This is a genomic window from Pseudanabaena sp. 'Roaring Creek' (assembly GCF_001402795.1).
Lineage (GTDB): Bacteria > Cyanobacteriota > Cyanobacteriia > Pseudanabaenales > Pseudanabaenaceae > Pseudanabaena.
On record NZ_LIRE01000258.1, the window covers coordinates 1 to 9,378 of the forward strand.

At 44.7% G+C, this 9,378-nt stretch carries 10 protein-coding genes; 9 read left to right on the forward strand and 1 reads right to left on the reverse strand.

Annotation, left to right across the window (positions count from 1 at the left end; all coding sequences use genetic code 11):
• Positions 1-352: 352 nt before the first annotated feature.
• The 9 genes from AC805_RS08970 (at position 353) to rpsB (ending at position 7,918) form a co-directional block, all read left to right on the forward strand.
• Entirely contained in the window at positions 353-682 is a 330-nt protein-coding gene (locus tag AC805_RS08970; RefSeq protein ID WP_055075113.1) for a hypothetical protein, read from the forward strand.
• A gap of 123 nt (positions 683-805) precedes the next feature.
• Positions 806-2,329, forward strand: coding sequence for an AAA family ATPase (locus AC805_RS08975; protein WP_055075114.1), 1,524 nt, complete (start codon positions 806-808; stop codon positions 2,327-2,329).
• A gap of 174 nt (positions 2,330-2,503) precedes the next feature.
• Positions 2,504-2,854, forward strand: a complete 351-nt coding sequence (locus AC805_RS08980; protein WP_009625432.1) for a DUF1257 domain-containing protein — start codon at positions 2,504-2,506, stop codon at positions 2,852-2,854.
• Between the two features lie 367 nt (positions 2,855-3,221).
• Complete coding sequence (locus AC805_RS08985) at positions 3,222-3,902, forward strand: hypothetical protein (RefSeq protein WP_055075115.1); 681 nt, start codon at positions 3,222-3,224, stop codon at positions 3,900-3,902.
• A 179-nt stretch (positions 3,903-4,081) separates the two neighbouring features.
• The gene (rpsP, locus tag AC805_RS08990) at positions 4,082-4,330 is read left to right on the forward strand and encodes a 30S ribosomal protein S16 (RefSeq protein WP_009625435.1); all 249 of its coding nucleotides are present in this window, start codon (positions 4,082-4,084) and stop codon (positions 4,328-4,330) included.
• A 26-nt stretch (positions 4,331-4,356) separates the two neighbouring features.
• Entirely contained in the window at positions 4,357-4,734 is a 378-nt protein-coding gene (locus AC805_RS08995) for a KH domain-containing protein (protein ID WP_055075116.1), read from the forward strand.
• A 74-nt stretch (positions 4,735-4,808) separates the two neighbouring features.
• Positions 4,809-6,068 carry a competence/damage-inducible protein A gene (locus AC805_RS09000; RefSeq protein ID WP_055075117.1) on the forward strand — a complete coding sequence of 420 codons (1,260 nt, stop codon included), beginning with the start codon at positions 4,809-4,811 and terminating at the stop codon, positions 6,066-6,068.
• Between the two features lie 33 nt (positions 6,069-6,101).
• On the forward strand, positions 6,102-6,245 hold the full coding sequence (locus AC805_RS26185; RefSeq protein ID WP_190315874.1) for a hypothetical protein: 144 nt from the start codon (positions 6,102-6,104) through the stop codon (positions 6,243-6,245).
• A gap of 893 nt (positions 6,246-7,138) precedes the next feature.
• Positions 7,139-7,918, forward strand: a complete 780-nt coding sequence (rpsB, locus tag AC805_RS09005) for a 30S ribosomal protein S2 (protein ID WP_055075118.1) — start codon at positions 7,139-7,141, stop codon at positions 7,916-7,918.
• A 62-nt stretch (positions 7,919-7,980) separates the two neighbouring features.
• Here rpsB and AC805_RS09010 read toward each other — a convergent pair whose 3' ends face one another.
• Positions 7,981-9,174: an anhydro-N-acetylmuramic acid kinase gene (locus AC805_RS09010; RefSeq protein ID WP_055075119.1), complete on the reverse strand. Its 1,194-nt coding sequence runs from the start codon at positions 9,172-9,174 to the stop codon at positions 7,981-7,983.
• Between the last annotated feature and the right edge of the window lie 204 nt (positions 9,175-9,378).

Genomic DNA, 9,378 nt, shown 5'->3' on the forward strand with positions numbered 1-9,378 from the left:
ATCTGGGTAAAGAGATTTTTGGCAATTTCTAAAATTTAGGCAAACAACAAACCAGAAGCATATATAGCTACCTCCAGTCTTATTAGGACAAAATTAAAACCCAAAATCATGTTGTCGCGCGGAGCGCGACAACATGATTTTGGGTTTTATGTCCTGATACAGTTGGCGGTGACTATACTCCTTTCCCAGTCAAGAAAAAGCGGTGCGGGGCAAAGCCCCATACCGCTTTTTCTTTAGCAGTAATATAACGAAATGTTAAGATATTGCTGGCATAGCGGCATAATGGCTTGACAGCAGAATATTTCGCCTGTACCTTAGTTGCATACCCGGGTATTCACAGTTCTTAACCACTATGCAAGATAAGCAAAAGGTAACGCAAAAAGTTACGTTCTACCTCCCTGAACGACTACACCAGCAGCTTAAAATTCGTTCTGCGATTGATGGGGATTCGATGTCAGACTTGGCAGAAAAAGCAATTAGTTTTTATCTTGCCCATGCCGATATCGTCGAGTCTTCTGGTGTTGGGCATACCCATCAAACCTATAGTTGTCCTAGCTGTTCCCAAACAGTTGTGATCCGTAATGGTGAATTACTAGCGATCGGTGGCAATCGAAATCAACCTTCACCAGTCACTGTCAGTAAAGCTGATAGTCAAGATGAGGAGCTGGTTTCTATCGGTTGAATCAGCTTGTTAGATTCAGTTTGCTAAATCAGCTTTGAATTAGCTACCTATATTCCCAAACTATTCCTAGACATTTTTCTGTAGACAAGGTGAGGACAGAGGCATAGACCTCAGTATTACTATATGCAAGAGCAACTTAGCATTTTAATTCAAGCCCAATATCCCTTGATCTACCTCAATACGCCAGAGGAAGAAAGAGCAGAAAGGGCGATCGCTACTATTTCTCAGATAAAACCCGTACGTCGCATGTTTACATGGACAGTTACCCATGGAATAGTTGAGTACGGACAAACAACAGGCACTGCCCAGCACAACACTGAGTCAGCCGAAGCAGCCCTAAAGTGGATCACAAGAGCCGATCAAAAGGATCCAGCCATCTATGTTTTTAAAGATGCACATCCTTTTTTCGACCATCCAGTGATTGTTCGTTGCTTGCGTGATGCAGTAGCTAACTTTAAAGGCACTCAAAAAACTATTATTTTGATGTCGCCAATCCAAGTTATTCCTGTTGAATTAGAGAAAGAGATCGTTGTTCTTGACTTTCCTCTGCCAGATATTAAAGCGATCGAAGAGGTTCTCGATCAACAGCTCGGACAGGTTCGCACTAAAAAGGTGTCAGCCGAAACCCGCGAAAAGTTGGTTAGAGCCACCTTAGGCTTAACCCAAGATGAAGCTGAAAAGGTCTATCGCAAAGCTCAGGTTACCAATGGTAAATTAACTGAAGAAGAAGTCGATATCGTCCTTTCTGAAAAGCAACAATTGATTCGTCGAAATGGAATCCTCGAATATATCGAAGATGAAGAAGACCTAGAAGCAGTAGGGGGACTTGAAGAACTAAAACACTGGTTGCAACAGCGTTCCAATGCTTTTAGTCAGAGAGCGCGTAACTATGGACTACCCCAACCTAAAGGGATGTTGATTCTCGGTGTCCCTGGCTGTGGAAAGTCACTGATTGCGAAGACGACAGCTAGACTCTGGTCATTACCCTTGATTCGTCTTGATATGGGAAGGGTTTATGATGGTTCCACCGTTGGCAAGTCAGAAGCAAATCTACGCAATGCTTTAAAGGTTGCAGAATCAATCTCGCCAATGATCCTGTTTATTGACGAACTTGACAAAGCTTTTGCTGGTGGAGCGGGTTCGGCAGATTCGGATGGTGGCACATCATCGCGAATATTTGGGACGTTCCTTACATGGATGCAAGAGAAAAAATCGCCTGTATTCGTTATGGCTACGGCAAATCGGATCGAAAAGCTTCCAGGGGAATTCTTACGCAAAGGTCGTTTTGACGAGTTATTCTTTGTGGACTTACCCAATGCTGAGGAACGCCGAGACATCTTTAAAATTCACCTTTGCAAGCGTCGTCCTGATGTTGAAAAGTTAGAAAGATTTGATTTTGAACAACTATCAAAGGTAAGCGATGGTTTTTCGGGGGCGGAAATTGAACAGGCGGTAATTGCCGCTATGTATGAAGCTTTTGCCCAAGATCGGGAGTTTACACAGCTAGATATCATTTCGGCTGTAAAATCGACAACTCCTCTCTCACGCACGATGACTGAGCAGGTTGCTGCTCTGCGTGACTGGGCAAGAATGCGGGCAAGACCCGCAGCTACTTCAGTCGCTGAATATCAGCGTATGGAGTTTTAAAAAGCTTATCCTGCTGTTTTGTCGGCAGCAGGGTTAAGGCTAGATTCTAAAGAATGTCTTATTGAAAGGCAATCGATCTAGCAGCTAACATAGGAGTAAGAACCACCAAAACTCTTATGTCTCTCGCCTGAGTTAACAGTTGAGTTCACATTTATTTACAGGAGCAAAACTATTATGTCTCATTTCAGCACTCTTCGCACAAAAATTACTGATGCCGAAGTCCTCAAGTCGTCTTTGCGCGATCTGGGTATCACTGTCAAGACTGAAGCTGATGTTCGTGGTTATAACAGCCAACGCATCCGTGCCGACATTGTGGCTACTTTAGAAGGTGACTATGATTTGGGTTGGTCTCGTAATACTGATGGCTCTTTCGATCTGATCGCCGATCTCTGGGGCGTTGCCAAAAAGCACAACCAGACCGAGTTGATCAATTCGATCAATCAAAAGTATGCTGTGAACAAGGCTTTGACTGAAGTAAAGCGTCCTGGGTTAAGCAATGCCAACGTTAAACTCGTCTTGCAGTAAGAGGCATAATCTTGCTATCTAATTATGCAAATTAACGGGCTAGTTATACATAACTAGTCCGTTTTTTCATTAGCTATATCTACTATAGCTGCCACCAACTATATCAGGACATAAAACCCTAAAGAGAGTTGCCGCGCGGGGCGCGGCAACTCTCTTTGGGGTTTTGATTTTGTCATAACAAAACTGGCGGCAGCTATAAGTAGCTAGGTAAAGTAACTAGGCACAATTAAAAACCAAAACCAGAGAGCATACCGCCCGCTGCGCGGGCGGCAGCTATACCAATTCACTGGGTAGGGCTTGCGGATCTTCACATTTCTTGCTTTTAAATGTAGGATAATGATACATAACTTGAAATATTGTCGCCCTAATGGAAATAGCGATCGCCCTTTTGCAGCATTATAGTTTCGATTTGGGTGGGTATACCATCAATGATTTGACTCGTGCTTGGGGGGATTTTCGACCTGAATGGGTGCGTCAGGCGGTAATTGAATCTCTATTTCAAGGAAGATATAAGGCTGTCTCTGTCAATCAAATTCTGCAGCTTTGGGAACGTAAAGGGGAACCCAATTGTCGCTACAATCGCGAGTTCGAGCGATTGGTTTGTGGTGATGTAGCTGTAATTTACGAAGATCGGATTTTTTATACGCCTCCAAGAACGGCAAATCGTGAAGCTGCGATTTCAGAAATCCCCCCATTTAAAACAACCGAAGCATCTGCCGAGCCTATGCCCTTTCCTCGTCGGGCAATGCTGGGAGCAGTTAAAATCCAACCCACACCTCAAGCTGACCCGATCGCAGAACCCAAGCCTCTGAGATACCCTCGTCGTTTAAGCTCTCCTTCAGGGACTTCTGAACCTGCCAAGGTCTATCCTGTAATTGCAGAATCTGGGTATTCTGAGGTTTATCGATCGGCTTACGAAAATATGACTTTGCTAGCTGAGGCTTCACTGTTTGTTGATAAATTGCGATCTATGTGTGGCGATCGCACATTTCTAAACATTGCTGAAAACCTTCCCAGTAATGAAGTAAAAGTCCCAATTGAAAATTAAGTGACTAGGCGCAATTAAATATAAAACCCCAGAATCTGTAGCGCACGCAGCGTGCGCTACAGATTTTGGATCTGGTTTTTAATTTAGCCAAACGAGACAAGGTTATCTAAATAATGTTATATTAATAAGCCTGCTAAAATATTGAACTGGATCACCCCTAAAACTAGAGCCATAAACCCATGATGAAGTTGAGACTAAAGCGATTTGGCAAAAAATTTGAAGCCAGCTATCGTATCGTCGCCGTAAACAGCACCAGCCGCCGTGATGGTCGCCCCCTTGCTGAGCTTGGTTTCTATAACCCACGCACCAAAGAAACCCAACTCGATGTACCTGAGATCGTTACTCGCATTAAGCAAGGCGCTCAACCTACGGATACAGTACGTCGCATCCTTGAAAAAGCTAAGGTATTCGATCTCGTTACTGCTTAATTCTAAATATCTGCCAATTTAAACTTGTGCCAGACTACAATGCCTTAATTAGTTTTTTGCTGAAGCCATTACTAGCTCGTCCAGATGCCTTGCGGGTAGATTTTGAGTCAAATAGCAAAAGCGATCGCGTCTGGATTAGAGTTGCTTTCGATCCAGAAGATCGGGGGCGAATTTTTGGTAAAGGGGGACGAATGATCCAAGCAATTCGGACGGTGGTTATGACTGCTGCCGAAGAAGCTGGGCATAATGCCAGATTTGAAGTTTTCGATCCTACCCCCAATGTAAATTCTGAAGGCTATCAAGATCGCCAAACAGATCGTGATGGGCAAAGCGAACCGAAGGAAAAGGTTGAGCGTCCTCGGATTGACGTGGAAAAGCCCAAGCGGCGCGAGATAAATAATTAAAATAAAGGGGGCGCTAAGCGCCCCCTTTATTTTAATTTGTGTAATTTGTGCAATTTACGATTGGGAGCGAACCTATGAATGTCGGTGCAGAAGTTCTTTGTATTGGTACTGAGCTATTGCTCGGAGAAATCCTCAATAGTAACGCTCAGTACTTAGCACAGCAACTAGCTTTACTGGGAGTCCCTCATTTTTATCAAACAGTGGTCGGAGATAATCCCGATCGCATTCATCAGGCCTTGGCGATCGCCGCCAGTCGCTCTAATTTAATTATTACTACGGGTGGGTTGGGACCTACGCCTGACGATCTCACTACGGAAGCGATCGCGAATTTTTTTGATACTCCCCTAGAAGAACGTCCTGAGATCTGGGAACGTATTCAAGAGATGGCAGCCCAGACTGGCAGAACGCTTACCGCCAACAATCGCAAACAAGCCTTGCTACCGAAGGGAGCAGATATTTTACCGAATCCCGTGGGCACAGCTCCAGGCATGGTCTGGGAAGCAAGACCAAATTTGTTGATTTTGACTTTTCCTGGGGTTCCCAGCGAGCTTTATCCCATGTGGCAGCAAACCGCTTCTCCATTGTTAAAAGCGCGTAACTACGGAAATGGCACATTTCATTCCAAAGTGTTGTTGTATTGGGGAATTGCTGAGTCAGCGCTTGCTACGAAAGTTAATCACTTATTCGCGCTTCAAAATCCTACCGTTGCTCCCTATGCCAATTACGGACAGGCAAGACTGAGAATTACGGCAAGGGCAAATTCTCAGGAGGAAGCGATCGCTTTAATTGCTCCCGTTGAGGCTGAAATTCTCGAACTTACAGGTGAGTTTTGCTATGGTGCTGATGAAGATACACTAGCGACGGTTGCTGGCAGACTTTTGCAAACATCTGGTCAGACTTTAGCGGTAGCTGAATCTTGCACAGGTGGATGGCTTGGAGAAACTTTAACCGAGGTTTCAGGCAGTTCCAGTTACTTCCTTGGCGGTGTGATCAGTTATAGCAATGATGTCAAAGTTGATTTACTCAATGTCGAGCGTCAAGCACTCGATCAATATGGGGCAGTAAGTGAGATCGTTGCTCAGCAAATGGCGATCGGTGTTAAAACCAAACTGCATTCTGATTGGGGAATTAGTATCACGGGGATCGCGGGACCAAGTGGGGGGACAGACGCTAAACCTGTAGGCTTAGTTTATGTGGGGATCGCCCACCCCGATGGCAAAGTCGAGGCGATCGAGTTGCGTTTTAGTCCCTCTAGAGGTAGAAATTGGATTAGAAAAGCAACTGTAATGTCAGCTTTAGATTTGTTTAGGAAAAGATTTGTTATGATTGGGTAAATAAACCTAGACGATGATAGGGAGCCAAGTATAGTGAAAGCGATCAAGAAAGCACTGAAAGAGATCGGCGAAATTCTAAATCGCGTTCTGGAAGCCCTATTGGGTCAAAATCAACCCCAACCAGAGTTGATTCCTATACCCGTAAGAAGTAACTCAAGACGCAACCATCGCCGTTAAGGTTATAAGACTCGCAATGCGGGTCTTATATTTTGCTGGGGGAATATGTAGAGATCGCTCGTTAAATTTAGTCACGCTAGGCAGAAGTAACGTAAATTTTGCTTAGAGCGTAAAGCACCAAAGGTGATTGACGGCATTCAGTAATGCCAATTACCTTTAGTGCCTTGATTCTTTCTATATATCTCTTACGTTGCTATAGCAGTAGCCAGTTATGTTGGACAAAAACAAAACCCAGAAGAGTATTGCGGCGCGAAGCGCCGCAATACTCTTCTGGGTTTTATCTTAACTTATTTGGCCATAGCTATATATTTGAAATAAAAACCCAACACAATTGACTTTATAACTGTCGCCAAATTTAAACCCAAGAAGTGATTGGCGGCGCTTCGCGCCGCCAATCACTTCTTGGGTTTTATGTCTTAGAAAACTTAGCGATCGCTTTAATATCAGCAATTCTCATTATGGAAATTTTGTCTTGATCAAGCAAGCACTATTGAGAATAGCTGCTATATCGATCTTTGAAAAGCCGATGCCTCCGTTCAAAATTTGACGGCTTAGACAAATCAAAAGTCATAATGAGAATTGCTGCTTTAATATCAGCAATTCTCATTATGAAAATTTTGTCTTTATCTGGCGGCAACTATTGAGAATAGCCGCAATAGCGATCTTTAAAAAGCCGATGCTTTCGTTCAAAATTTGACGGCTTAGACAAATCAAAAGTCATAATGAGAATTGCTGCTTTAATATATCTTCTTTTACTATTGAGCCACTTATGCGCTATCCTAGACAAGCTGTTAAAAAACACACGCTTGAGGTTTCGGGTGTTTAGAGTTACTTGTAACTACTAGATTCCATCTCAGGCGCAAGGATAAACCCGAACACAGGAGAAAATTTAAATGGGAGTCGTAACCCTAGCACAATTGCTAGAGTCAGGAGTTCACTTCGGGCATCAAACCCGTCGCTGGAACCCCAAGATGGAGCCTTACATCTTCACTGAGCGTAATGGCGTTCATATTATTGACCTCGTGCAAACCGCACAGTACCTCGAAGAAGCCTATGCTTATTTGCGTCAAGCTTCTGAGCAAGGTAAAAAGGTATTATTTGTGGGTACTAAGCGTCAAGCTGCTGGGCTCATCGCTCAAGAAGCGGCTCGCTGTGGTAGCTACTACATCAACCAACGCTGGTTGGGTGGAATGCTCACCAACTGGACGACCATTAAGACCCGTGTCGATCGCCTCAAGGATCTCGAACGTCGCGACGAAAGTGGCGCACTCGATCGCTTGCCCAAGAAGGAAGCATCGACCCTTCGCCGTGAAATGGAAAAACTGCGTAAGTATCTCGGCGGGATCAAGCTTATGCGTAAGCCCCCCGACATTGTGATCGTGGTTGACCATAAGCGCGAATACAATGCCGTTCAAGAATGTCAAAAGCTCAAAATTCCCATCGTTTCATTGCTTGACACCAACTGCGATCCCGATAGCGTTGACATCGGGATTCCTGCCAACGATGATGCAATTCGCTCGATCAAGTTGATCGTCGGTAAGCTTGCCGATGCGATCTATGAAGGTCGTCATGGCGATATCGAAGATATCGAATATGAAATCTCTGCCGAAGAAGCAGAAGCCTATGTCGAAGATGAAGCGATCATTACTGGCGATGAAGAAGAAGAAGCTTAAAGCTTCATAAATAAATCACATAAATAAAGAGAGGGTGCAAAGCACCCTCTCTTTATTTATGCTTAGGCGATCTTACCCAATAAAACCGATCGCTTCGCACCAGTGACGCTGGGTAAATTACCATTGCGCTCTTTCAGTCGCAGGTAACCTAAAACAGCAAAAGCGATCGCCTCTTTACTATCACCATCAAGCCCTAGGGCATCGGTACGCATGACCATCGCAGGCGCTAACAAATCCTGCAAACGCTCCAGCAGGTAACCATTGCGTCCACCACCACCACCAACTAAAACTTCATCGGGAAATGTGGGTAGGAAATCTCGATAGCTTTTGGCGATCGCTCGGGCTGTAAATTCTGTCAGCGTCGCCATAATATCGTAATTGCTTAAATTCTGACATTCCGCCAAACAATTTTCTAAATAGGCAGGGCTAAATAACTCTCTTCCCGTCGATTTTGGTGGTGCAGTCACAAAAAATTCTTGTTGTAGCCATCTGTCAATTAATACTAAATCTGGCTTCCCCTGACGGCCGATCGCCCCATCGCGATCGAAGGGTTCACCAAATAATTTTTGGGTCGCCATATCGATCAGTACATTGCCCGCAGCATTATCAAAGCCAAATACGCCACCAGCGTTAAAACCCAGCTCTCTATCAGCTTCTGTATCAGCTATGGAGCTTGGCGGCAAATAGGTGACATTACTAATGCCACCTATATTTTGGCAAGCGCGATATTTGTGGGGATCAGTCAATAACAGGGCATCCACCATAGGTACTAGAGGCGCACCATGTCCGCCTGCTTCGATATCTGCCGTCCGAAAATCAGAGATCGTTTGAATTCCCGTCAATTCAGCTATTACTGCGCCTCGCCCCAGTTGCACGGAGTAACCTAACTCCGTTTTACCATTCTGACGATCGCCCATAGCAGGGGGACGATGAAACACCGTTTGTCCGTGGGAAGCAATTAGATCGGGTAGGCGATCGCCGTGGTGCATAATGGCGATCGCCGCTTGGGAAAAACTCTCGGCAATGCGATCATCGAGTTCGCATATTTGTTGTAGCGATCGAGGCTCACCCGCACAAACGGCAAGGATTTCCGCCCTCAGATCCTCTGCATAGGGATAGGTATGTCCTGCAATGAGCTTAGTTTTGAATTGACCTTGGCAATCAACTATTTCCACCAAAGCGGCATCGATACCATCGACCGATGTCCCACTCATTAAACCAATTGCTAATACTTCTGTCCCTAGAGCTTTACCCATGCTATTAACCGATCCTTTTATCTCGACGATTACCAAGTATAGCTATAGCCAAATAAGTTAAGACATAAAACCCAGAAGAGTGTTGCGGCGCTTCGCGCCGCAACACTCTTCTGGGTTTTGTTTTTGTCCTAAAATAATTACAAACCAACAGCATCAACAATCACGCGATCGCAAGATAGTCCACCGCTAGGAACCAACACATCA